At 72.3% G+C, this 22,046-nt stretch carries 22 protein-coding genes; 12 read left to right on the top strand and 10 right to left on the bottom strand.

What is annotated here, in order from left to right; genetic code table 11:
* The first annotated feature begins 77 nt into the window (after positions 1-77).
* From ACIP2X_RS04195 to ACIP2X_RS04210, 4 genes are all read left to right on the top strand, one after another.
* On the top strand, positions 78-401 hold the full coding sequence (locus ACIP2X_RS04195; RefSeq protein WP_401667212.1) for a hypothetical protein: 324 nt from the start codon (positions 78-80) through the stop codon (positions 399-401).
* A gap of 2 nt (positions 402-403) precedes the next feature.
* Positions 404-838 (top strand): response regulator, encoded by a 435-nt coding sequence (locus ACIP2X_RS04200; RefSeq protein ID WP_401667214.1) that lies wholly within the window; start codon positions 404-406, stop codon positions 836-838.
* A gap of 99 nt (positions 839-937) precedes the next feature.
* The gene (locus tag ACIP2X_RS04205) at positions 938-2,014 is read left to right on the top strand and encodes a dihydrodipicolinate reductase (RefSeq protein WP_401667216.1); all 1,077 of its coding nucleotides are present in this window, start codon (positions 938-940) and stop codon (positions 2,012-2,014) included.
* A gap of 3 nt (positions 2,015-2,017) precedes the next feature.
* A complete protein-coding gene (locus ACIP2X_RS04210; protein ID WP_401667218.1) occupies positions 2,018-2,503 on the top strand; it encodes a carboxymuconolactone decarboxylase family protein in 486 nt (161 codons plus the stop codon).
* 29 nt (positions 2,504-2,532) lie between these two features.
* On the opposite strand, the gene ACIP2X_RS04215 is transcribed toward ACIP2X_RS04210, so the two are convergent.
* Positions 2,533-4,176, bottom strand: a complete 1,644-nt coding sequence (locus ACIP2X_RS04215) for a GMC oxidoreductase (protein ID WP_401667220.1) — start codon at positions 4,174-4,176, stop codon at positions 2,533-2,535.
* 213 nt (positions 4,177-4,389) lie between these two features.
* Between ACIP2X_RS04215 and ACIP2X_RS04220 the strand changes: the two genes are divergently transcribed.
* A complete protein-coding gene (locus tag ACIP2X_RS04220; RefSeq protein ID WP_401667223.1) occupies positions 4,390-5,610 on the top strand; it encodes an alginate lyase family protein in 1,221 nt (406 codons plus the stop codon).
* A 60-nt stretch (positions 5,611-5,670) separates the two neighbouring features.
* On the opposite strand, the gene ACIP2X_RS04225 is transcribed toward ACIP2X_RS04220, so the two are convergent.
* The gene (locus ACIP2X_RS04225; RefSeq protein ID WP_401667225.1) at positions 5,671-6,429 is read right to left on the bottom strand and encodes a carbonic anhydrase; all 759 of its coding nucleotides are present in this window, start codon (positions 6,427-6,429) and stop codon (positions 5,671-5,673) included.
* Positions 6,430-6,704: 275 nt separating this feature from the next.
* On the opposite strand from ACIP2X_RS04225, the gene ACIP2X_RS04230 reads away from it, so the two are divergent.
* Both ACIP2X_RS04230 and ACIP2X_RS04235 read left to right on the top strand, forming a co-directional pair.
* Entirely contained in the window at positions 6,705-8,378 is a 1,674-nt protein-coding gene (locus ACIP2X_RS04230) for a hypothetical protein (RefSeq protein WP_401667227.1), read from the top strand.
* 390 nt (positions 8,379-8,768) lie between these two features.
* Complete coding sequence (locus ACIP2X_RS04235; RefSeq protein ID WP_401667229.1) at positions 8,769-10,652, top strand: LamG-like jellyroll fold domain-containing protein; 1,884 nt, start codon at positions 8,769-8,771, stop codon at positions 10,650-10,652.
* Here ACIP2X_RS04235 and ACIP2X_RS04240 read toward each other — a convergent pair.
* Positions 10,649-11,587: a LysR family transcriptional regulator gene (locus tag ACIP2X_RS04240; RefSeq protein ID WP_401668856.1), complete on the bottom strand. Its 939-nt coding sequence runs from the start codon at positions 11,585-11,587 to the stop codon at positions 10,649-10,651. The two genes, ACIP2X_RS04235 and ACIP2X_RS04240, sit on opposite strands and share 4 nt — an antisense overlap.
* A gap of 77 nt (positions 11,588-11,664) precedes the next feature.
* On the opposite strand from ACIP2X_RS04240, the gene ACIP2X_RS04245 reads away from it, so the two are divergent.
* Both ACIP2X_RS04245 and ACIP2X_RS04250 read left to right on the top strand, forming a co-directional pair.
* Positions 11,665-12,636, top strand: a complete 972-nt coding sequence (locus tag ACIP2X_RS04245; protein WP_401667232.1) for an EamA family transporter — start codon at positions 11,665-11,667, stop codon at positions 12,634-12,636.
* Complete coding sequence (locus ACIP2X_RS04250; RefSeq protein ID WP_401667235.1) at positions 12,633-13,346, top strand: NAD(P)-dependent oxidoreductase; 714 nt, start codon at positions 12,633-12,635, stop codon at positions 13,344-13,346. The genes ACIP2X_RS04245 and ACIP2X_RS04250 overlap by 4 nt, the downstream gene beginning before the upstream one ends.
* On the opposite strand, the gene ACIP2X_RS04255 is transcribed toward ACIP2X_RS04250, so the two are convergent.
* From ACIP2X_RS04255 to ACIP2X_RS04265, 3 genes are all read right to left on the bottom strand, one after another.
* On the bottom strand, positions 13,330-13,950 hold the full coding sequence (locus ACIP2X_RS04255) for a hypothetical protein (protein ID WP_401667237.1): 621 nt from the start codon (positions 13,948-13,950) through the stop codon (positions 13,330-13,332). The genes ACIP2X_RS04250 and ACIP2X_RS04255 overlap by 17 nt on opposite strands.
* A gap of 259 nt (positions 13,951-14,209) precedes the next feature.
* Positions 14,210-15,370 (bottom strand): S1 family peptidase, encoded by a 1,161-nt coding sequence (locus tag ACIP2X_RS04260; RefSeq protein ID WP_401667240.1) that lies wholly within the window; start codon positions 15,368-15,370, stop codon positions 14,210-14,212.
* A gap of 190 nt (positions 15,371-15,560) precedes the next feature.
* Positions 15,561-16,013 (bottom strand): hypothetical protein, encoded by a 453-nt coding sequence (locus tag ACIP2X_RS04265; protein ID WP_401667243.1) that lies wholly within the window; start codon positions 16,011-16,013, stop codon positions 15,561-15,563.
* A 290-nt stretch (positions 16,014-16,303) separates the two neighbouring features.
* Here ACIP2X_RS04265 and ACIP2X_RS04270 point away from each other — a divergent pair, with 290 nt between their 5' ends.
* The 3 genes from ACIP2X_RS04270 to ACIP2X_RS04280 all read left to right on the top strand — a co-directional run bounded on the left by ACIP2X_RS04270 (position 16,304) and on the right by ACIP2X_RS04280 (position 18,271).
* Complete coding sequence (locus ACIP2X_RS04270; RefSeq protein WP_401667246.1) at positions 16,304-17,698, top strand: diacylglycerol/lipid kinase family protein; 1,395 nt, start codon at positions 16,304-16,306, stop codon at positions 17,696-17,698.
* Between the two features lie 107 nt (positions 17,699-17,805).
* Positions 17,806-18,057 carry a DUF6400 family protein gene (locus tag ACIP2X_RS04275; RefSeq protein WP_401667249.1) on the top strand — a complete coding sequence of 84 codons (252 nt, stop codon included), beginning with the start codon at positions 17,806-17,808 and terminating at the stop codon, positions 18,055-18,057.
* Complete coding sequence (locus ACIP2X_RS04280; protein ID WP_401667251.1) at positions 18,041-18,271, top strand: hypothetical protein; 231 nt, start codon at positions 18,041-18,043, stop codon at positions 18,269-18,271. Before ACIP2X_RS04275 ends, ACIP2X_RS04280 begins: the two co-directional genes overlap by 17 nt.
* A 12-nt stretch (positions 18,272-18,283) precedes the next feature.
* On the opposite strand, the gene ACIP2X_RS04285 is transcribed toward ACIP2X_RS04280, so the two are convergent.
* The 4 genes from ACIP2X_RS04285 to ACIP2X_RS04300 all read right to left on the bottom strand — a co-directional run bounded on the left by ACIP2X_RS04285 (position 18,284) and on the right by ACIP2X_RS04300 (position 22,046).
* Positions 18,284-19,474, bottom strand: coding sequence for a cytochrome P450 (locus tag ACIP2X_RS04285; protein WP_401667253.1), 1,191 nt, complete (start codon positions 19,472-19,474; stop codon positions 18,284-18,286).
* A gap of 70 nt (positions 19,475-19,544) precedes the next feature.
* Positions 19,545-20,612: a hydrogenase expression/formation protein HypE gene (hypE, locus tag ACIP2X_RS04290; RefSeq protein WP_401667255.1), complete on the bottom strand. Its 1,068-nt coding sequence runs from the start codon at positions 20,610-20,612 to the stop codon at positions 19,545-19,547.
* On the bottom strand, positions 20,605-21,750 hold the full coding sequence (gene hypD / locus ACIP2X_RS04295; protein ID WP_401667257.1) for a hydrogenase formation protein HypD: 1,146 nt from the start codon (positions 21,748-21,750) through the stop codon (positions 20,605-20,607). The genes hypE and hypD overlap by 8 nt, the downstream gene beginning before the upstream one ends.
* Positions 21,747-22,046 carry a HypC/HybG/HupF family hydrogenase formation chaperone gene (locus tag ACIP2X_RS04300; protein WP_401667260.1) on the bottom strand — a complete coding sequence of 100 codons (300 nt, stop codon included), beginning with the start codon at positions 22,044-22,046 and terminating at the stop codon, positions 21,747-21,749. Before ACIP2X_RS04300 ends, hypD begins: the two co-directional genes overlap by 4 nt.

The following is a 22,046-nucleotide window of genomic DNA, read 5'->3' on the forward strand; positions in this document are numbered from 1 at the left end:
TGTCGTGCCTGGTGACGGCACCTTAGGGTAGGACCATGTCTGCCTCCCACTTCTCTGTGCCCAGAGCTGGAGGGGAGATGACCGCTCTCGTCGCCGAGGCGGTCGATGAACTCGCCCTTCGCTGTGCCCAGTACGTCGCCCCGTTTCCGGAGGGAACGGGCGAATCAGACATAGCGGTCAGAGATCACGCCCTCGCCCAGTTGCACGTGCTCGTTCAGGTCGAACGGATCGCACAGCAGTTGGCGGACCAGGCCGCCCGCGCCGCGGCGGCCGCCGGAGCGGGCTACCCGGAGATCGGCCGGGCCTCCGGCATGAGCCGGCAAGGAGCCCGCCGCCGTTGGCCGGGCCTGATCACCAGCGGCACCCCACGTCATGCCCCTTCCGCTTCCCGGAGTTCATAGCCATGTCCGTCCCCGCCCCCACCCGCCCCTACGACGTGCTGCTGGTCGAGGACGACATCGCCGACGCGATGCTCATCCAGGACGCGCTCGCCGAACGCGGCGCCCGTAACCTCACCCAGGTCGCCGACGGCATCGAGGCTCTGGAGTATCTGCGCGACCCGGCGAACCAGCGCCCCGACCTGATCGTCCTCGACCTCAACATGCCCCGCATGAACGGCCGGGAGTTCCTGGCCGTCGTGAAGGAGGACCCGGAGCTGCGCACCATCCCCGTGGTGGTGCTCACCACGTCCGCGGCCCCCGACGACGTCTCCGGCGCCTACCGCCACCACGCGAACGCCTACGTCACCAAGCCGGTCAACCTGGCGGAGTTCGAGGAGGCGGTCCGCAGCATCGACACGTTCTACCTGGACGTGGCGATGAAGCCGCCGCGGGCCTGACGTCCCGGGCCGGAGGGGGTCGCGAAGGTCCCTTTCGGCCCGGAAAGATCTCCCTGCACGGCTCTGGGAACCTTTGCCGCGCCTCGTTACCCTCCGCCCATGATTTCCACGGTGGTGTGGGGTACGGGCAACGTCGGCCGCGCGGCCATCCGCGCCGTCGACGCGCATCCGTCGCTGGATCTGGTGGCCGTGCTGGTCGCCGATCCGGCCAAGGTGGGCCGGGACGCGGGCGAACTGGGCGACCTGGGCCGCCGGTTGGGCGTGGCGGCCACCGACGACGTCTCCGCGGTGCTCGCGGCCGGCCCACGCGCCGTCGTGTACGCCGCCTCCGGCGACATCCGGCCCGACGAGGCCCTGCGGGACCTCGGACGGGCCGTGCGGACCGGGGCGGTCGTCGTCACACCGTCCGTCTACGGCCTGTACGACCAACGCGGCGCCCCGCCCGAGATCCGGGAGCCGCTGGTGGAGGCCGTCGCGGCGGGCGGCGGATCCCTGTTCGTCTCCGGAGTGGACCCGGGCTGGGCGAACGACGTCCTGCCCCTGCTGGTCACCGGGCTCGGCTCGCGCGTCGACGCGGTCCGCTGCCAGGAGATCTTCGACTACTCCACGTACGACCAGGAGGACTCGGTACGGCACCTGGTCGGCATGGGGCACCCGATGGACTACCAGGCGCCGATGCTCTTCGAGGGCGTCCCCACGATGGTGTGGGGCGGGCAGGTGCGGATGATGGCCCGGGGTCTGGGCGTCGAACTCGACGAGATCCGCGAGACGCTCCAGCGGCGCCCCCTGGAGGCCACCGTGACCACGGCCACCATGGGCGAGTTCGCCGCCGGCACCCAGGGCGCCGTGCGCTTCGAGGTGCAGGGCCTCGTCGGCGGACGGCCCCGCATCGTCGTCGAGCACGTCACCCGCATCCACGCCTCCTGCGCCCCGGACTGGCCGCAGCCCCCGGACGGCGGCGCCGGAGCGCACCGGGTGGTCGTCGAGGGCCGCCCCCGCATCGAGGTCACCGTCGAGGCGAGCGACGAGGGCGGCAACCGGTCGGCGGGCGGCAACGCCACCGCGGCCGGCCGGCTGGTCAACGCCATCGACTGGCTCACCGAGGCCAAGCCCGGCCTCTACGACGCGCTCGACGTCCCGCTGCGCCCCGCGGCCGGCCGACTGGGAAGGACCTGAGCGATGACCCTGCGCATCGACATCCCCGAGGGAGAGGACCCGATCCCCTACGTGTGGGGTGACATGGTTCCCGAGATCGGCATGGCGGCGTCGAACTTCTCGCTGGCCGTGTACGCCCACACCCGCCTGGGGCTCAGGGAGTTCGAGGCGGCGCGGCTGCGCGTCGCGCAGATCAACGGCTGCGTCTTCTGCCTGGACTGGCGTACCGAGCGGGAGGGGCGGACGGTGGAGGAGGGCTTCGCGGAGGCGGTCAGCGCCTGGCGGACCACCGACGCCTTCGACGCGCGGACCCGCCTGGCCGCCGAGTACGCCGAGCGCTACAGCGTGGACCACCACGGCCTGGACGAGGACTTCTGGAGCCGGATGACGGCCCACTACAGCCAGGCGGAGATCGTGGAGCTCAGCATGAGCATCGGATCGTGGCTGGCGTTCGGCCGGCTCAACCATGTGCTGGGGCTGGACGGCGTCTGCGTCCTGCCCCAGCGTTGAGACGGGTGCGACAAAACGGGTGAGGCCGGTCAGAGATCGGTGGCGATGATCTCCTCGACGTTCCGTTCGGCGAGCGCGGTGATGGTGACGAACGGGTTGACGCTGGCGTTGCCCGGGATCAGCGACCCGTCGACCACGTAGAGGCCCGCATGGCCGTGCAGGCGGCCGTGGTTGTCGGTCGCCTTGTCCAGCACCACACCTCCCAGGGGATGGTAGGTGAGGTGGTCGCCCCAGATCTTGTGGAACCCGAAGAGGTCGGTGCGGTAGATCGTTCCCTCCTTCGCGTTGATCCGGTCGAAGATCGACTTCGCCATGGTGATCGACGGCTGCTTCCACGCCGTCTGCCAGTTGAGTTCCACCTTTCCGCTGGCCGCGTTCCAGGTGAACTCGGCGCGATGCGGGTTCTTGGTGATCGACAGATAGAAGGAGGCGTACGTCTCGATCCCGGTGGGCAGCGGCGCGACCTCCGCGAAGGCGCCGCCCGCGGCCCAGTTGTCGATTCCCGCGGTGGGGATCGACGACTGCAGGGCGCCCGTGGGGTCCCACAGGTGGTTGGCCCGCCCGCACATGACGTTGCCGTTCTCTCCCCAGCCCTTGCCGATCTCGCCGTTCAGGCCGGGCAGCGCGCCCTGGGCCTTGAGCCGGACCAGGAGCTTGCTGGTGCCGACGCTGCCCGCGGCGAAGAACACCCGGGCCGCGGTGACCGTTTTCGTCGCCGTGACGGCGCCGCCGGTGCCGAGCTGCTCGATGGTGACGGTGTAGCCCCCGGAGGAGGCGGGGGTGACGGACGTGACGTGGTGCAGCGGGGAGATGGTGACCTTTCCGGTGGCGCGGGCCCGGGCCAGATAGGTCTGCTGGAGGCTCTTCTTGCCGTGGTTGTTGCCGTAGAGGATCTCGCCCGCCAGCGCCGACTTCGGGACCGTGCCGGCGGCCTCCTGCTTCATGTACTCCCAGTCGTAGACGTCCGGGACGAAGACGAACGGGAAACCGGACCGCTGCGCGTGTCTGCGGCCCACCCGGGCGTACTGGTAGCACGCCGCCGTCTCGAACCAGGCCGGGTCGATCGTGCCGACGCCGAGTTCGGCGTTGGCGCGCGGATAGTAGACGTCGTACATCTCGTCGGGGTCGACGGACGGCAGGACGCCGCCGAAGTTCTCGCGCCTCGGGGTGACGGCCATGCCGCCGTTCACCAGTGATCCGCCGCCGACTCCACGGCCCTGGTAGACCGTGATCCCGCCCATTTCCTCGGCGTCGAGAATTCCGGTGTAGCGGGGGACGTTCTTGTCGAGCGGGAAACCCAGGAAGTTGCTGAGGGGTTGTTTGGTTCTGGTGCGCAGCCAGAACGAACGGTGGTCGGGACTCGTCGTGTTGGCGAAGACCTTTCCGTCGGGGCCCGGGGTGTCCCAGGCCATTCCCATGTCGACCATGTGCACGTCGACACCGGCCTGTGCGAGCCGGAGAGCGGCGACCGAGCCGCCGTATCCGGTGCCGATCACCAGGACCGGAACACGCGCACCCGGTTCGATCACGGCGGCCTCGCGCTGCGGAGCCGCGTGGGCGGGCGCGTGATGGCCGCCAAGCATCACGGCACCGGAAATGAAACCTGTTCCAGCAATGAATCGACGACGGGAGATTCCGCTTAGTGGGGGTCTGTTCTGGAGGTCAGCGCTCATACGGCACTCCTCGATTTCGAGTGAATCGAAACGGGTTCTACTGCCGATGGCATACGAAGTCACGACATACCTCTGGGTAACTTTTCGCGCGCCCCTCCCTACTCCTCTTCTTTCCTCGCGTCTTGACGGAAGGCTGGTCCGTACCTATGGTCACGGCCAGTGCGCGCGTTCAGTCACTCACCTGTCGTTCACATACGAGAACGGACCCCCCCCATGACAGACGCCACCGTTCGTCCCCGCCGCAGGGCCCGCCGTCCGCTCCTCGCCGTGACCACCGCCGCGGCCGCCGCGCTGGTGGCCACCCTGGTCGCCGGGCCCGGCGCACCCAGCGCCGACGCCGCCCCGGCCACCTTCGTCCACCCCGGCGTGACCGTCTCCAAGGGCCAGCTGGACTTCGCCCGCGGCAAGGTCAACGCCGGTGCCCAGCCCTGGAAGACCGCCTTCGACCGGATGATGGCGAGCAAGTACGCCGACCTGAACCGCACGCCCAAGCCCCGCGCGGTCGTCGAGTGCGGTTCCTACTCCAACCCCAACTACGGCTGCACCGACGAGCGCGAGGACGCGATCGCCGCGTACACCCACGCACTCGCCTGGTACATCACGCGCGACGACCGGCACGCCCGCAAGGCCATCGAGCTGATGGACGCCTGGTCGGCGGTGATCCGCGACCACACCAACAGCAACGCCCCGTTGCAGACCGGCTGGGCGGGCTCCTCCTGGCCCAAGGCCGCCGAGATCATCAAGTACACGTACACCGGCGGCTGGGCGGGCTCGGGCCGTTTCGCCACCATGCTCCGCGACGTCTACCTCCCCGAGATCATCAACGGCTCGAACTCCAACGGCAACTGGGAGCTGTCGATGATGGAGGCCGCGATCGGCATCTCCGTCTTCCTGGAGGACAAGGCCTCGTACGACAAGGCCATGGGGAAGTTCCGTACCCGTACCGCCGCCTACGTCTACCTGGAGTCCGACGGCGCCCTGCCGAAGACGGTGCCGAGCCAGAACCTCAACACCCGCGACAAGATCGTCAACTACTGGCAGGGCCAGGGCACCTTCGTCAACGGCCTCACCCAGGAGACCTGCCGCGACCTCACCCACACCGGCTACGGCATATCGGCCATCTCCCACGTCGCGGAGACCAGCCGCATCCAGGGTCAGGACCTGTACGGCACGGACGTCGGCGAACGGCTGCGGCACGCGCTCGGCTTCCAGGCCAAGTACGAGTTGGGCGAGGCCGTGCCCAGCTGGCTGTGCGGCGGCTCGCTGCACCTCGGGCTCGGGCCGATCACCGAGGTCGGCTACAACGCCATGCACAACCGGCTCGGTCACGCCATGACCAACACCCAGGCCCTGACCGAGCGCAACCGCCCGTCCGGCACCAACAACCTCTTCGTCGCCTGGGAGACCCTCACGCACGGCGACAACCCCAGCTGACCCACGGGGGAGTCGGAGGGGCCGGACGGGCCGGGGGGCCCGTCCGGCCCCTCCGGTGCGTCAGGCGACGCGGTGCACGCGCTGGGTCGTCAGCTCGTAGCGGGCGCCCACGACGGCGAGCCGGCCGGACGCCACCTTGTCGGCCAGGTCGGGCTCGGCGGCGAGGCGGGAGCGGACGAGCCGTATCTGGGCGTCTATTGTCGCGTCGATGCGGGCGTCGCCCTCCACGGTGTGGTCGATCGCCGGGGCGATCTGGTCGGCCAGGTACTGGACATGGGCCGGCAGCGGCTCGCCGGACTCCTCCGTCTCCACGGCGGCTCGCACCGCGCCGCACGACTGGTGGCCGAGGACCACCACCAGCGGTATGGCCAGTTCGAGCACGCCGTAGGCGACGCTGCCGAGCACGGCCTCGTCGAGCACCTCACCGGCGCTGCGCACCGTGAGCAGATCGCCGAGCCCCTGGTCGAAGACCAGCTCCGGTGGCACCCGGGAGTCGACGCAGCCCAGCACCACGGCGAACGGATGCTGACCGGACGTCAGCTCCCGTCGCAGGGACGGCGACTCGTCCGGATGCCGCTGGTGGTTCGCGCGCCAGCGACGGTTGCCCGCCTCCAGCTCGCGCAGGGCCTCGGCGGGGGTGGCGGGACGGCGGTGCGGCGCCGTGGTGCCGGCGGCCGCGGGGGAGGCGTCGAAGGCGAGGCCGGCACCGAGCGCCGCGGCACCGGTCACGGCGGTGCGCAGCAGGGTGCGGCGCCGGGGCGCCGGGGACGGGGCCGGCACACGGCCGGCGCCTGCCTGAGGGGTGTCATCAAGATTCACGACCTCGAACGTATGCCCGGTGTCATGGGCAGAGGTTCACGCTACGAATTCATGGTCTGGCGTGGTGAATTCATGGCCAGAACTTGATCGGCGCTTGGGGTACCCGAGGGGCGCGCTTGGCTCCACGGCCTTGCCGCCCTCGTCCCTCTTTCGTGTCGTAGCCGTCCCGCCCGCGTGCGTACCGCCCGCCAACGGCCCTGCCGCACCCGAGAATTGTGCGGGTCGGGCGCCGGCCGGACGGTGCCGCGACGCCCGCGCGATCACAGGAGACAGGGATGGACTACTACGACCTCGGCACCCACACCCGTACGGTGACGACGACGTCTCCAAAAGCCCAGCTGTGGTTCGACCGCGGCCTCGTCTGGACGTACGCCTTCCACCACGAGGAGGCGGTCTCCTGCTTCGAGACCGCCGCGGCCGCCGACCCCGACTGCGCGATGGCCCACTGGGGCATCGCCTACGCCCTCGGCCCCAACTACAACAAGCCCTGGGAGGCCTTCGACGCACAAGAACTCGTGCGCACCGTCGACCGCACCCACGCCGCCGTGGAACGCGCCCACGAGAAGTCGGCCCGCGCCACGCCCGTCGAACGCGCCCTCGTCGAGGCCCTGCGCGCCCGCTACCCGCAGCCGGACGCCGTCGAGGACTGCTCGGTGTGGAACGAGCCCTACGCCGACCGCATGCGCGCCGTCCACGCCCTCGCCCCCGGCGACCTCGACCTCGCCACCCTGTACGCCGACGCCCTGATGAACCTCACACCCTGGCAGCTGTGGGACATCCGCACCGGAGAGCCGGCCCGGGGCGCCCGCACCCTCGAGGCCAAGGCCGTCCTGGATCGCGCGCTCGCGACCGACGAGGGCCTCCGGCACCCCGGAGTGCTGCACATGTACATCCACCTGATGGAGATGTCCGCCACCCCCGAGGCCGCCCTCGACGTCGCCGACCGGCTGCGGGGCCTGGTGCCCGACGCCGGGCACCTCCAGCACATGCCCTCGCACCTGGACGTGCTGTGCGGCGACTACCGGCGCGTCGTCTCCGGCAACAGCGAGGCGATCGCCGCGGACCGGAAGTTCCTCGCCCGGTCCGGCCCGATGAACTTCTACACCCTGTACCGCTCGCACAACTACCACTTCAAGATCTACGGCGCGATGTTCCTCGGCCAGTACCGGACCGCCATGGAGACCGCCGCCGAGCTGGAGAGCACCGTCACGGAGGAACTGCTGCGGGTGCCGAGCCCGCCCATGGCCGACTGGCTGGAGGGCTTCCTCGCCATGCGGGTCCACGTGCTGATCCGCTTCGGCCGCTGGGCGGACATCCTGGAACTGCCGTTCCCCGAGGACGCGCGGCTGTACTGCGTGACCACCGCGATGCTCCACTACGCCCGCGGCGTCGCCCTGTCCGCGACCGGCCGCGTCGAGGAGGCCGAGGCGGAACGGCGCCTGTTCCGCGAGGCCCGCGGCCGGGTCCCGCTCTCCCGCACGCTGTTCAACAACACCTGCGCCGACATCCTCGCGATCGCCGCGCAGATGCTGGACGGCGAACTGGCGTACCGCAAGGGCGACCACGCCGAGGCCTTCGCCGCGCTGGAGCGGTCGATCGCGCTCGACGACGGCCTGCCCTACGACGAGCCCTGGGGCTGGATGCAGCCCACCCGGCACGCCTACGGCGCCCTGCTCCTGGAACAGGGCCGGGTGGCCGAGGCCGAGGCGGTCTACCGGGCCGACCTGGGGCTCGACGGGACGCTGCCGCGGCCCCAGCAGCACCCGGGCAACGTGTGGTCCCTGCACGGCTTCCACGAGTGCCTGACGCGCCTCGGCAGACCGGCCGAGGCGGCGATCGTCGCCCAGCAGCTCAAGATCGCCACCGCCCTCGCCGACGTACCGATCGCGTCGTCCTGCTTCTGCCGCACGGACCCCACGACCGCCCCACGCGACTGCTGCGGCCCGTAACGACGAGCAGCCGGAACACCGCCCGGTCCATCGGGCGCACCGAGCTGCGGCCGCGCCGCTTCCGGGAGCGCCCGCGCGAGATCGAGACGTCCACCGGGGAGGGCGGTCACGGCGGAGGGGACGCGAGGTTGCTGCACGCCCGGTTCGGTCCGGGCGGGTTCGATCCCCTCGAGCGCGCGGCCGACGCGACGGCGGGCGCCCGCTTGCCGGTCACGGGGCCGGCGGCGAACGAATCGCCGGCCACGGATCGGGCGGTGCCGACGGGGGACGTGCTGGAGGTGTGACATCCCGCACCTCGTAGTCCCTGTTCAGCTGAGCGCCACCGGGCGGCCAGCGTGGGTGAGCAGCGTACGGCCTGACCACACGCAGCTCACCACACCTGGAGCAGCCATGAGCGCTGGAGAAGAGCACAACCCCGTACACAGACGCGCGTTGCTGCGCGCCGCGGTGGCGGTGCCCGCGGCCGGTGCGGCCGGCGTGGCCCTCGCGGGCCCGGCCGCCGCGCAGGCGCAGTCCGTTCAGGGGGAGCGCGGCGGGCGGTTCGACACGGAGAGCCCGCGCTTCGCGCTGGCCGTGCTGCCGGACACGCAGTACCTCTTCGACGCCGACAGCGCCGACCCGACGCCGCTGCGGGAAACCTTCCGGTACCTCGCCGCCGAGCGCGCCTCGGCCAACATCGCCTTCATGACGCACCTCGGCGACGTCACCGAGCACGGCACCGAGGACGAGATCGAACTCGCCGCCGACACCTTCCGCACCCTGCACGGCAAGGTGCCCTACAGCGTGCTGGCCGGCAACCACGACATCCGCTCCTCGACGGACGACCAGCGAGGCGACTCCGCCTACCTCGCCGCGTTCGGCCCGGCGCGCTACGCGTCCATGCCCACCTACCGGGGCGCCTCGCCCGACGGCTACAACACGTACCACGTGCTGCGCGCCGGAGGCCGCGAGTGGCTCGTCCTCGCCCTGGACTGGCGGGTGTCGGACAGGGGACTGCGCTGGGCGCAGGACGTGCTGGACAAGCACCCGGCCCTGCCCGCCGTCCTCACCACGCACGACATCGCCTGGGCCGACGATGAGGGCCGCGCGACGCTGTCGGGCAACGGCGACCGCCTGTGGAACGGCCTGATCAAGGGCAACGACCAGATCTTCCTGGCGCTCGGCGGCCACTACTGGCCCCCCGGGCGCACGGTCCTGACCAACGACTTCGACAACGATGTCCACGTGCACATCACCAACTACCAGGACCGCTACTACGGCGGCGCCGGGATGATCCGCACCTACGGGTTCGACCTCGCCCGGGGCGTCGTCGACGTGGAGACGTTCTCGCCCTGGTTCCTGGCCCGGGATCCGAAGAAGAGGTCGCCGCTGGAGGCCGAGACGATCGAACTCACCGGTGACGTCGACCGGTTCAGCCTGACCATCGACTTCGACAAGCGCTTCGAGGGCTTCGCCCCGGTCACCCCGCCGGCCCCGCGCCCGCCGTCCGCCGTGATGCCGCGCGGCACCCTCGCCTACTGGCGCTTCGACGCCGACGGCACCCGGGCACCGGGAGCCCCCGGCACGCCCGTCGCCGACGGCGTCGTCGTGCGGGACCTGTCCGGCAACGGCAACGACCTGACGGTCAGCCGGCTCCACACCAGCGGGCCCGACGCGCTCACCTGGTCCGAGGACCACCACCCCGGCCAGCCCGCCCGCGCCAGCCTCCGGTTCGACGGGGGCAAGAGCCCCGACCGCGGCGCCATCCTGAGCACCGCCGCACAGGCCCCCCTGAACGGCGAGAAGTTCCTGCGCGGCTACACCATTGAGACCTTCGTCCGGCTGCCCGAGCCCTTCGAGGGCGACCACAGCTGGATGGGCATCCTCAGCTGGCAGGGCCGCAGCGGCGACGCGGGCAAGACCACCGGCTGGTCCCCGCTGGAGCCCACGTGCAGCCTCAACGTGTCGCCGGAGCGCTTCCTCCAGTTCGTGGTCTACCCCCACGTCCAGGACGCCGACCCGACGTCGTGGAGCCACGCGGTGCCCGTCGGCCGCTGGATGCACGTCGCCGTGGTCAACGACGGCCGCCGCACGGTGGTGTACGTGGACGGCTCGAAGATCGCCCGCAACCCGTCCCAGCGGTCCACCGGCATCGCCACCCTCGGAAAGCCGTTCATCCTCGGCGCCACCTCCTTCGACGAGCGCTTCGGGCAGGGCTTCTACGGCTGGATGGGCGACACCCGGATCGTCGGCCGGGCGCTGTCCCCCGAGGAGTTCCTCGCCCCTGTCGACTAGTCGACAGTGCTCCTTTCCGGTTCGCCGTCGGACCGGCGCCCCGGCCGGGCGGGTGACCTGACCCCGAGCACATCGAGCACGGCCCGGGTCGCCGGGCCGGGGTTGAAGCGGCTCCAGGCCAGATACTCCACCCGGCGGGGTCCGTCGGTCACCGGGACCAGGGCCAGTTCCGGATCGGCGGCGACCAGGGGGCGCATGAACGCCGACGGCATCAGCGCGACGCCCAGCCCCCGCGCGACAAGACGGGTCATCAGCTCCACGACGGCCGCCTCGTACGCGACGTCCCGGGCCAGGCCGGCGGCGGCGAACGCCTCGTCGGACTGGGCCCGGGCCGGCGTTCCCGCCATGAAGTCCACGAAGGTCTCCCCGGCGATCTGAGCCAGCGTGACCCGGGACGCGCCCGCGAACCGGTGCCCGGCCGGCACCACCAGCACATGCCGGTCGCGGTCGAGGACGACGGTCTCCACCCCCGAGGGCCGCCGGCTCTCGGGCAGCCCGAGGAAGGCGATGTCCAGCTCGCCCGCGCGGATGTCCGCCACCAGGTCGTCGCTGCGTCCGGACCGCAGGACCACGCGGACCTGCGGATGCCGGGCGCGGTAGCGCTGGAGCAGTTCCGGTACGTCGACGGCGGCCGTGGTCACGATCACTCCGACGGCGAGCCGGCCCCGGATCACGCCGGTCGCCGCGGCGGCGTCGGCGGCCGCCCGGTCGGCGGCGGCCAGGCACTCGCGGGCACCGGCGACGAACGCCTCCCCGGCGCCGGTGAGTTCGACGCGACGGCTGGAGCGGGCGAAGAGCCGCACCCCGAGTTCGCGTTCCAGACCGGCGATCCGGTGGCTCAGCGAGGACTGCACGACCGAGCAGCGCTCGGCGGCACGGGTGAAGTTGCGGGTCTCGGCGAGGGCGACGGCGTAGCGCATCTGCTGCAGGTCCACCCGGCCATCGTTCTCGTTCATGGCTGCTATGACAAGCATGCTTTGGATTCATGACGCCAGGTGCGGAGACTACCCGCATGGAGACCTTGGAGACCCTCACCGAGCGGGCGTCCGGCCCGCCGCGCGGCGCGTCCGCCCGGCGGGTGGCGACCGTCGCGCTGACCGCGCTCGCCCCCGCGTGCTGGGGCACCACGTACGCCGTCACCACGGAACTGCTCCCGCCCGGGCATCCGCTGTTCGCCGCTCTGATGCGCGCGCTGCCCGCGGGGCTCGTCGGCCTCGCCCTGACCCGGGTGCTCCCGCGCGGCGACTGGTGGTGGAAGACCGCCGTCCTCGGGGTCCTCAACATCGGCGCGTTCTTCCCGCTGCTGTTCCTGACGGCCGAACGACTCCCCGGCGGTGTCGCCGCCACCCTCGGCGCCACCCAGCCGCTGCTGGTCGCGGGACTGGCCGTCGCGGTGCTCGCCGAGCGGCCGACCGTGTGGCGATGGGCCTGGGGGGCGCTCGGCGTGCTCGGCGTCGGCCTGGTCGTGCTCGGACCGCAGGCGCGGCTGGACGCCGTCGGCGTGCTCGCCGGACTGGGCGGCACCGCCGCGATGGCCGGCGGCGTGGTCCTCACCAAGCGCTGGGGACGCCCGGCGGGGGTCGGCCCCCTGACGCTGGCCGGGTGGCAACTGACCGCCGGCGGGGTGATGTTGCTGCCGCTCGCCCTCGCGATCGAGGGAGTGCCGCAGTGGATCGACGCCGGGGCGGCCGCGGGCTACCTCTGGCTCGGGAGCATGGGCGGACTGATCGCGTACACCCTGTGGTTCCGCGGGATAGGGCGGCTGCCGGTCGGCGCGTCCGCGCCGTTGGTCCTGCTGTCCCCGCTGGTCGCGACCCTCGTCGGCCTCGCTCTGGGCGAGTCCCTGAGCCTGCCGCAGTCCACCGGTTTCGTCCTCGCCCTCGCCGCGTTGCTCGCGGCGCAGTTCAACCCCCCGACCGCGCACGGCCGTCCGGCGCGCGGCGGGGCCGTGCAGGACCCGATGCGTCAGGAGCGACTTCGATGACGACGCGCAGGACGATCGCCGTCCTCGGGGCCACCGGAACGGTGGGCAGCCGGGTGATCCGCGAGGTGGCGGCGCGCGGCCACCGGGTGCTGGCCCTGTCCCGGAGGCCTTCGGGTGAGGGACCCGACGTCACACCCCTCGCCGTCGACGCGAACGACCCGCATGCCCTTCGGGAGGCGCTGGCGGGCGCCGCGGCCCACGGCACGGTCCCGGACGCGGTCGTGGTGGCCCTGCGGACCTTCCCGGCCGACGAGGCGTTCCTCGTCGGCGCGACCCGGACCGTGCTGGACGCCGCCGCCCGCCGCGGGTCACGTGTCCTCCTGGTCGGTGGCGCCGGCGCCCTGCGCAGCCCCGTCGACCGGGAAGCGCTGGTCGCCGACGACCCCACGTACGTGCCCGCCGAGTACCGTGCCGTCGCCCTCGCCGGTGTCGCCCAGCTACGGGCCTGCCAGGCACACGAGGACGCGGACTGGACGTATCTGAGCCCGCCGGCCCTGCTCGAACCGGGTGAGCGCACCGGGCGCTACCGGCGTGGCACCGACACGCTGCTCACCGCGGCCGACGGCCGGTCGTGGATCAGCGCGGAGGACCTGGCCGTCGCGGTGGCCGACGCGCTCGAAGGCCCCGGAACCGAGCGGCACATCACCGTCGTCCACGACGACGGCCCGGCCGGGGCCCGCGACGGTGACCCTCTCAGTGGAGCTTCTTGACGGCCTTCACGGTCGTCGCCTTGAAGTCGGCGACCTGGGCGTGCTGGAAGTCGCCCATCTGCGCCCACTTGACGACCGTCACGGTCCTGCCGTCCCGGCCGACAGAGAACAGGGCGATGTCGGAGGGGCCCCACGAGAGCGCGGTGTCGATGCCGTAGACGTGGGCGCCCTCCTCGACGTCCAGCCGGCCGTAGTACCTCTTGGCCGCCGTCACGTCGGGGTCCTGCTCCATCAGCTTCCGGGCGCAGTCGGCCAGATTCGTGCGCAGCAGCGCGGCGAACCGCTTGGCCCGCTGCTCGTTGCGCTCGACCACGGTGACCTGGAGGGCGTTGGTGTCGAACTCCGTCCAGTACGTGCGGTGCGAGGCGGTCGAGGGCAACGCGTCGCCGACGCACATCGGCAGCGGTTCCGGCTGCCCCGCGGTGACGGGCCCGGCGTACCAGGCCGAGGCCGGGTGCGGCGGCAGCTCGCGCGGGGCCAGGAAGCGGGGTGAGCCGGGGGCGGCCGGGCCGGCGGAGGCCGGGACGGCGGTGAGGGCGACGGCGGCGCCGGTCGCGAGGGCGGCGATGCCGAGTCGGGTGCGGAGTCGGGCGCGGACGGTCATGTTTCCCCCAATGTGTCGTGCGCTTCCCGTCGTTACGACTCCTACGACTCGCCTCGGCGGCGGTTCGTTGCCCCCGTTTCATGTCACAACTTCATCCCATTGGTCACCAAGGCGTAACAGATCATGATCACCCCCTTTGTGGCGACTCCCGTTCCGTACGGCGCAGTGCAGTGCAGTGCAGGGGCATGGCAGTGCAGCGCAGGGGCATGGCAGTGCAGGGGAGTGCACTGCCATGCCGTTCAGCCGCGCCGCCGGGCGCTCACGCCGTGTGCAGCGTCAGCCCGTAGCGGTTCAGGATCTCGTTGACCGGCTGGAACCACGTCTCCCCGCCGCCGGAGCAGTTGCCCCAGCCGCCCGAGGTGACGCCCTGCGCCTGGTCGCCGCTGATGAACGAGCCGCCGGAGTCGCCGGGTTCGGCGCAGACGCTCGTCTTGGTCATCTGGTGCACGGCGCCCTGGCTGTAGTTGACCGTCTCGTTCCTGGCCAGCACGGTGCCGCAGTGCCAGCGCGTGGTGGAGCCGGAGCGGCAGACCGAGGTGCCGACGGGAGCCTCGGCCGAGCCGCGCACGAGCCGGTCCGGGACCGTGCCCCAGCCGAGGACCACCGGAACGGTCCACCAGCCGCTGCCGACGCTGACCCAGGCGTAGTCGTCGCCCGGGAACGACGAGCCCTGGAACGTGCCGATGTGCGTGCCGTCCCAGCCCCGGACCGCGGCGCCGCCCCCGCCGCAGTGCCCGGCGGTGACGAACCCGCCGTGCACCGAGAAGCCGATGGAGCAGCGGACGTTGCCGGTGTAGTACGGGTCGCCGCCGACCGTCCCGGCCGCGAACGTGCCGGGCCGGGCGGGCACCGTCTCCACGGTGACCGGACCGGCGGCCCGGGCGCGGGAGACGAACCGGCGGACATCGTTGTCGGTCCGCCGGTCCTCGACGACGTCGACGACCACGGTGTTGGTCACCGGGTCGGCGTGCCAACTGCTCACGCCCCGGGGGGCGTCGGCCCGGTCGAGGCGCGCCACGGCCGCGTCGAGCTCACGGGCGCTGTGCTCCACCGTGCGCACGGCCGCGCCGGTCGCGCGGACGGCCCGTACGGTGGCGGCCGGGGCGTCGGCGGTGACGGCCACGGTCAGCCGGTCGCTGCCGGCGTCGAACCAGGAGCCGCCGTACGCCGCCCCGGCGGCGCGGCGTGCCGCGGGCGCGACGTCCCGGGCCTCGGTTTCGGCCGCCAGTCGCGCCTCGGCCTCGGCCCTGGTCAGACCGAAGTCCCGCTGCATGGCCTCGACGAGTCCGGCGGAGGCCTGTGGTGCGCCGGCCGTGGGGGAGGAGCCGCTCGCCGCGGCCGGGAGGGTGCCTGCGGCGGTCCAGGTGCCCAGCATGAGCAGGGCGGCCAGACCGGCACGCATGAGTCGCTTGCGTCTCAAGGGAGTTGCCCTTCGTCGTTCCAGCAAGGTGGGGGTGGAACAACCGCAAGTGAGAGCGCTCTCAAAGGGTCGGGGTAGAGCTTAGCCAGGCATGCCAGTCAGGTCCATGCCAATGCAGGCCCTCTTCATGAGGGCCTGCTGAGGCATGGACCTTCAGCTCAAGGGCGAGTACGGACCGAGAGGGTCCGACTCAACTCCACAGGGGGTACGTGACGACCTTCGTGAACCCCTCCGGCCTGCCCTCCTGATAGGTCAGGCTGATCTTGCCGTACTGCTGCAGGTCCGGGTTCTTCTTCCACGGCTTGGGGTCCTCCAGCCGCACCGTCACCGGGTACGCCCGGAACCGGCCCGCCGCGCAGTAGGGCTTGCAGTCGTTGACCCAGTTGACCCCCCGGGCCGTCGCCGCCTCACCGTCCCAGCGCACCCACTTCAGGGATTCGAGGCGGCTGTTGCCGTCCCCGCAGGCCAGCAGGAAGTCGTCGGGCCGCACCGTGGTGCGCCAGAAGCAGTCGACCAGCACCGGCTCCGTCACCTGCCGCTCCGTGCTCGCGCTCGACGGCGCGCCGGAGGCGGTGGTCAGGGTCGCCGCGAGCGCCGCCGTCATGCAGAGCGTGACGGCCGCCCTCGTGCTGTGCCTCTTCATGTCCGCTCCCCGCCGTTGTGCTGCGTCCGTGCGCGTCGATCGAGTCGGCTGCTTTAGACGCTACGACCGTGTGGAGGATCGCACCACTCGAACGGACCAGGCAGGACCGGGCGGCGCGGACCCGCCCGCGCGCGGTTTTCGCAGGTCAGAGCCCTGTGAACCGTCGCGCGCCCTCCGCGTCGTCCCCGGCGCACACGCGCCCCCGGACCCCTCTGCCCCGCGGTGCGCGCGCATGAGACCTTGGATGCGCACGGACGGCGACGCCGGACGGCGGCGGGTGGAGGGGACCTGTGGAAGCGACATCGGTTCGGTGGCGGCATCACCGTCAGACCTGGGCCGCCAGGGGCGCCCTGGTGGCGGCGGCGGTGGCGCTCCTGCTGCCGCTCGCCCAGGGCGGCGTGGTCGGCGTGGTCCTGCTCGTCGTGGGGCTCGCGGGCCTCGGCCTCACCTGCGCCGCGTTGTGGTGGACCCTGTCCCGGCGCGGCCCCGCGCGCGTCGGTGCCGCCGTCCTGGCCCTCGCCACCCCCGTCGGCGTGGTCGTGCTCTTCGCGGGGGCGAACCTGCTGTGGGTGGTGACGGTCTCCGCCGTGCTGTGGTGGGTGGCCGTGTCCTGGGGCCGGTACGCCCTGCGCAGCACGGGCCTGCGGCAGGGGCGGCTCAGGGAGTACCGCACCCCGCCCCCGCGCCGCCCGTTCCTGCTGCTCAACCCGCGCTCGGGCGGCGGCAAGGTCGAGAAGTTCTCGCTGCGCGAGAAGGCCGAGAGCCTCGGTGCCCAGGTGGTGCTGCTGGACCCCGAGAACCATCAGGACGTCGCCGCTCTCGCGCGCGAGGCTGTGGCCGACGGCGCCGACCTGCTGGGCGTCGCGGGCGGCGACGGGACGCAGGCGCTGGTGGCGGCGGTGGCGGCCGAGCACGGACTGCCGTTCCTCGTGATCTCGGCCGGCACCCGCAACCACTTCGCGATGGACCTCGGCCTGGACCGCGACGACCCCGCCGCGTGTCTCGACGCGCTCACGGACGGTGTCGAGGTCCGCGTCGACCTGTGCTTCGCGGGCGACCGGCCGTTCGTCAACAACGCCTCCTTCGGCGTGTACGGCGCGGTCGTGCAGAGCCCCGGCTACCGGGACGACAAGGTCGGCACGGCGCTGGACCTGCTGCCCGACCTGCTCACCCGGCAGCGCGGCCCGCGCCTGACCGCCCGCGCCGACGGGAGGGTCTTCACCGACCCGCAGGCCGTGCTGGTGAGCAACAACCCGTACCGCATCGACGACCCCCTGGGCTTCGGCCGGCGGCAGCGACTGAACTCCGGCAGGCTCGGCGTGCTGTCCGTGAAGGTCGACAGCGCCCTGGAGGCGGCGGAGCTGCTGCTCGACCCGCAGGGGTTCGGGGCGCTCACGGCCCAGCAGGTGATCATCGAGGCCGACGCACCGCGCCTGGACGTCGGCCTCGACGGTGAGGCCACGACCCTCGCCACCCCCGTGCGGTGCCGCATCGAACGCCGTGCCCTGCGCGTGCGCGTCCCCCGCGAGCGGCCCGGGGTTCCCGACCTGCCGCCCCGCCTGGACTGGCGCCGGCTGCGCAAACTGGCCGCCGCGGTGGGACGTACGGCGGCCCCCGCACGCTCCGGCCGCCCGGCCCGCCCCCGGGCCGACGAGCCCGCTCAGCAGGACGCGCCGGCGGCCTGAGCCCATCCGTCCGGGACGATGGCATCCGTCACATCCGCTTCACGCGGCGCGATACGCCTGGTAGACGTGGCGGAGCCAGGACGTACCCCCGTGAAAGCACCGCCCCCATGGATGACAGTTCCAGCCGCGACCACGTGCCCTTCAGCATCGACCTCACGCGGGAGGAAGCCCGTCGGCGGGCCGAGGTGCTGGCGGCCCTCGGGCCCGACTGGGACCCCGTGGAGGCCCTCCGGTCGGAGGAGGCCGCGCACGCCCTGCTCTACTCGGGCCTCGACGAGGAGCAGGAGCGGACCTACGCCATGCTGGTGGCGGCCGGTGTGCTGCCGCGACGGGACGCCGGCGATGCGACTTCCCATTGATCCGCAGGCCGACCGGGCCCGCCGGGCCTGGGTGCCCTGCCCCCGCTGCGACGACGCCCGCGACTGCGTGACCTGCGCCGCCCGGCGCAACTGCGCCACGCACTGGCGCTACCTCATCGCCAACGAGGGCGCCCGGGTCCACCTCCAGTGCCCGGGCTGCACGCACACCTGGACCCTCGACACCCGCCCGGGCCGCCAGGGCCTGACTCCCTGACGCGGTCCGTCGTCACAGGACGACGGGCAGCGACGCCTTGCTGTGGAACACGAAGGTGGGCAGCAGGGCCAGTTCCGCGCTCGGGGTGGCCAGTGCCAGCCGAGGGAAGCGGCCGAAGAGCGCGGACAGCGCCGTGACGGCTTGCAGCCGGCCCAGTGGTTCCGCGATGCAGCGGTGCACGCCGTGGCCGAACGCCACGTGCGTCCCGTCGCCGCGCCCGGCGTCGAAGTCGGCCGCCGCCGGGCCGTTGACCCGCGGATCGCGCCCGCCGGCGCCGAAGCCCATGATGATGGCCTCCCCCTGCTTGATCACGACGCCCTCACCGAGGTCGATGTCCGCCACCGCGTAGCGCAGCGGCATGTGCTGCACGGGCGCGTCCGCGCGCAGCGTCTCCTCGACCACCGCGGCCCAGGACGTGTGTCCGCCGGTGACCGACGAGAGCTGCTCGGGGCGGGTCAGAAGCGCGTGGACGGCGTTGGTGATCAGGCAGGTCGACGAGGGCACACCGCCCGCGACGGTGACGGCCAGGGCCAGCACCCGCTCCTCGTCCGTGAGGTCGGACGAGAGGAGGGTGCTGATCAGGCTGAGGTCGGGGGACCCCGGTCGCAGGAGGCTCCCGAGGAACGTGAGCGTCCGGTGCGCCACGGCGGCCGGGTCGGCGTCGGGCGAGGGCTCGGTGAAGGCGCGGACGACGGCCCGCGTCTCCTCCCGCATGCCCGGCGGCACCCCGAACAGATCGCATATCGTCCCGGCGGCGACGACGTGCGCGTAGTCGGCGCGCACGTCGACCACCTCACCGGAGCCCGGGGTGCCCAGCGTGTCGAGAAGGGCCGTGACCCGGTCACGCAGGGTGCTCTCCAGCTCCCGGACATGGGCGGGGGAGAACGCGCCCCGCATGGCGGTGCGCAGCCTCGTGTGGTCGGCCCCGTAGGCGTTGAGGACGGTCGGGGAGACGAGGAACTGGTGCAGCGGCCAGGTGGCCGGCACCGAGGAGAACGCGGGCCAGTGCCGCTGTGCGTCACGCGAGACCCGTTCGTCCTCGGTCAGGCTGCGCAGCACGTCGTACCGGGTGACCGACCAGGCCTTCACGCCGTCGAGCAGGTCGACGGGCACCGCGGGTCCGGCCGCCTGGAGGCGGGCGTTGATCTCGTGCAGCCGGTGGCCCGGTCGGTCGAAACGGACTATAGGAGGATCAACGCTCATGAAATGCCCCTTTTGTCATAAAAAGAGGTGGACAGCCTAGCAAGTTCGCCTTGGCGATCCGGAATCCTGCTCAGCAGATCCGGGGCAGCTGCTCGCCCAGCGGCAGATCCACCACCCGGGTCCCGCCCAGCCCCGTGCGGGCCACCACCATGCCCGGGTGGTCCGCGACGACCTCGCCGATGACCGCCGCCTCGGCCCCCCGCTCGTGCGCCCGCATCGCGGCGAGCACCGCGTCCGCGTGCTCACGGGGCACGAAGGCGACGAGCTTGCCCTCGTTCGCCACGTACAGGGGATCGAGGCCGAGCAGGGCGCAGGCGCTCGCCACCGGGGGCGGCACGGGCACGGCACGCTCCTGGATCACGACCCCGGTCCCCGAGGCGGCGGCGATCTCGTTGAGGGAGGCGGCCAGGCCCCCGCGGGTGGGGTCGCGCAGGACGTGCAGGTCGGGCGTGACCGCCAGCATCGCCTCGACGAGTCCGCCGAGCGGGGCGCAGTCGCTCTCGATCTCGACCTCGAACCGCAGGTTCTCGCGCTCGCTCATGATGGCCACGCCGTGCAGGCCGACGGCCCCGCTGACGACGACCACGTCCCCGGGGACGACGCGCCCCGGACGCAGGTCGACACCGGCCGGGATCAGACCGATGCCGGAGGTGTTGATGTAGACGCCGTCGCCGTGGCCGGCCTCGACCACCTTGGTGTCACCGGTCACGACCCGCACCCCGGCGGCCTCGGCGGCCGCCCCGAGCGCCTCGGCCACCCTGGCGACGGTGGCGATCTCGACGCCCTCCTCCAGGATGAGCCCGCACGAGAGGAAGGCCGGACGGGCCCCGCTCATGGCGAGGTCGTTGACCGTGCCGTTGACGGCCAGGTCGCCGATGCTCCCGCCGGGGAAGAACAACGGCCGTACGACGAAGGAGTCGGTGGAGAAGGCGAGCCGCGCACCGCCCAGTTCGACGGTCGCGGAGTCGGTGAGCGGGGCCGGCTCCGGGCCGCCCAGCGCGGGCACGACGACCTGCTCGATCAACTCGGCGGACAGGGCGCCGCCACCGCCGTGGCCCATCACCACCCGGGGCCGGTCGCGCAGGGGCGCCGGGCAGGTCCAGGAGAGCATGTCCGGCGCTGCCGTGGTCTCAGACAAGGGAGGTGCCCTCCTGGCTCGGGGCCGTCACCGGCGTCCGGCGGTCCGGCAGCTCCAGCCGCCGGTACAGGTAGTACGCCGCACAGGCGCCCTCGCTGGACACCATCGTCGCCCCCAGCGGCGTGCGCGGCGTGCACGTGGTCCCGAAGGCCTCGCACTCGTGCGGCTTGAGCAGCCCCTGCAGCACCTCGCCGCTGCGGCACTCGGCCGGCTCCCGCGTCATGATGTCGCCGACCTGGAAGCGGTGCTCGGCGTCGTGGTCCCGGTAACGGGCGGACAGCCGCCAGCCGCTGTCGGGGATGACCCCGATGCCGCGCCAGGCCCGGTCGGTGACCTCGAAGACGTCGTCCAGCATCGCCCGCGCCGCCGGGTTGCCCTCCGGCCGGACCGCGCGCCGGTAGGCGTTCTCGACCCGGTGCTCGCCGCGCTCCAGCTGCCGCACGGTCCGCCGGACGCCCTCCAGGATGTCCAGCGGTTCGAACCCGGTCACCACGATCGGCACCCGGAAGCGCTCCGCGAGCCCGGGATACTCCTCGACACCCATCACGCTGCACACATGGCCCGCCGCGAGGAAGCCCTGCACCCGGCAGTCCGGGGACTGCATGATCGCCTCGATGGCCGGCGGGACCCGGACGTGGCTGACGAGCAGGCTGAAGTTGCGGATGCCGCGCTTGCGGGCCTGGTACACCGTCATCGCGTTGGGCGGGGCCGTCGTCTCGAAGCCGATGCCGAAGAAGACGACCTCGCGGCCCGGGTTCTCCTCGGCGATCCGCAGCGCGTCGAGCGGCGAGTACACCACGCGGACGTCACCGCCCTCCCCGCGCACCTGGAACAGGTCACGCCCCGTCCCCGGAACGCGCAGCATGTCGCCGAAGGAACAGAAGATCACCTCGGGCCGGGAGGCGATCTCCAGCGCCTTGTCGATCACCTCCAGCGGCGTCACGCACACCGGGCAGCCCGGCCCGTGGATCAACTCCACCTCTTCGGGCAGAAGTTGGTCGATTCCGTGCCGGATGATGGTGTGCGTCTGGCCGCCGCACACCTCCATCAGCGCCCACGGCCGCGTCACCGTGGCTTTGATGTCGTCGAGCAGCCGCGCCGCCAGCTCCGGGTCCTGGAACTCGTCGATGTACTTCACGGCCGCACCTCCCCGGCGTCGCTGCGGGCCGCCTGTTCGGCCTGCTCCCACGGGTCGCCGAACTCCTCCTGGAGCATGCCGAGGTTCTCGAACAGCTCCAGCGTGCGGCGGGCGGACTCCTCGTCCAGCCGCTGCAGGGCGAACCCGACGTGGACGATGGCGTACTCGCCGACCTGGAGATCCGGCAGGTACTCCAGGCACACCTCCTTGACCACGCCGCCGAAGTCGACGGTGGCCATGCGGGTACCGTCCCGCTCCTCCACGCCCAGCACTCTGCCGGGTACCGCCAGGCACAT

Origin of the sequence: Streptomyces sp. NPDC089424, assembly GCF_044749345.1 — a bacterium.
Taxonomy (GTDB): domain Bacteria; phylum Actinomycetota; class Actinomycetes; order Streptomycetales; family Streptomycetaceae; genus Streptomyces.

Bases quoted from the DNA above. Each gene is read 5' to 3' on its own strand.
- ACIP2X_RS04195 (WP_401667212.1), top strand. From the start codon at position 78: ATGACCGCTCTCGTCGCCGAGGCGGTCGATGAACTCGCCCTTCGCTGT.
- ACIP2X_RS04200 (WP_401667214.1), top strand. From the start codon at position 404: ATGTCCGTCCCCGCCCCCACCCGCCCCTACGACGTGCTGCTGGTCGAG.
- ACIP2X_RS04205 (WP_401667216.1), top strand. From the start codon at position 938: ATGATTTCCACGGTGGTGTGGGGTACGGGCAACGTCGGCCGCGCGGCC.
- ACIP2X_RS04210 (WP_401667218.1), top strand. From the start codon at position 2,018: ATGACCCTGCGCATCGACATCCCCGAGGGAGAGGACCCGATCCCCTAC.
- ACIP2X_RS04215 (WP_401667220.1), bottom strand. From the start codon at position 4,176: ATGAGCGCTGACCTCCAGAACAGACCCCCACTAAGCGGAATCTCCCGT.
- ACIP2X_RS04220 (WP_401667223.1), top strand. From the start codon at position 4,390: ATGACAGACGCCACCGTTCGTCCCCGCCGCAGGGCCCGCCGTCCGCTC.
- ACIP2X_RS04230 (WP_401667227.1), top strand. From the start codon at position 6,705: ATGGACTACTACGACCTCGGCACCCACACCCGTACGGTGACGACGACG.
- ACIP2X_RS04235 (WP_401667229.1), top strand. From the start codon at position 8,769: ATGAGCGCTGGAGAAGAGCACAACCCCGTACACAGACGCGCGTTGCTG.
- ACIP2X_RS04245 (WP_401667232.1), top strand. From the start codon at position 11,665: ATGGAGACCTTGGAGACCCTCACCGAGCGGGCGTCCGGCCCGCCGCGC.
- ACIP2X_RS04250 (WP_401667235.1), top strand. From the start codon at position 12,633: ATGACGACGCGCAGGACGATCGCCGTCCTCGGGGCCACCGGAACGGTG.
- ACIP2X_RS04255 (WP_401667237.1), bottom strand. From the start codon at position 13,950: ATGACCGTCCGCGCCCGACTCCGCACCCGACTCGGCATCGCCGCCCTC.
- ACIP2X_RS04265 (WP_401667243.1), bottom strand. From the start codon at position 16,013: ATGAAGAGGCACAGCACGAGGGCGGCCGTCACGCTCTGCATGACGGCG.
- ACIP2X_RS04275 (WP_401667249.1), top strand. From the start codon at position 17,806: ATGGATGACAGTTCCAGCCGCGACCACGTGCCCTTCAGCATCGACCTC.
- ACIP2X_RS04280 (WP_401667251.1), top strand. From the start codon at position 18,041: ATGCGACTTCCCATTGATCCGCAGGCCGACCGGGCCCGCCGGGCCTGG.
- ACIP2X_RS04285 (WP_401667253.1), bottom strand. From the start codon at position 19,474: ATGAGCGTTGATCCTCCTATAGTCCGTTTCGACCGACCGGGCCACCGG.
- ACIP2X_RS04300 (WP_401667260.1), bottom strand. From the start codon at position 22,046: ATGTGCCTGGCGGTACCCGGCAGAGTGCTGGGCGTGGAGGAGCGGGAC.